Here is a 302-nt window from a genome sequence, read left to right on the forward strand (position 1 = left end):
TCGGGAGATCCGGGCACCGTATCCCGGTCCCGGTCGCGCGCAGTACGCCGTGCAGCGCGCGCAGGGCAAGGGACGCACCGTCACGGCCACGAAGCAAGCCGCCTGGACCGAGACCGCCGAGCAGACCTTCTCCGCGATCCTCGAAGGCACCCCGATCCAGATCGGCATCGCCGAACGCGTCGAGTTCGACCTCGGACAGAACGAAGTCACAGCGACCTCCCGCACCACCGACACCCCTGCCGGGGCGATCGTCCTGCTACCTGGCACCATCAACGCCCTCGCGGGCACCATCAACAACCTCT

General features: G+C 68.2%; 1 protein-coding gene. It reads left to right on the forward strand.

Annotated elements, in window-relative coordinates:
* Positions 1 to 302, forward strand: a 302-nt coding sequence (locus E3U55_RS17650; protein ID WP_194840976.1) for a hypothetical protein, incomplete at both ends; no start/stop codon positions are given.

Source organism: Filobacillus milosensis, assembly GCF_004402015.1.
In the GTDB taxonomy this organism is placed as follows: Bacteria; Bacillota; Bacilli; order Bacillales; family Alkalibacillaceae; genus Filobacillus; species Filobacillus milosensis.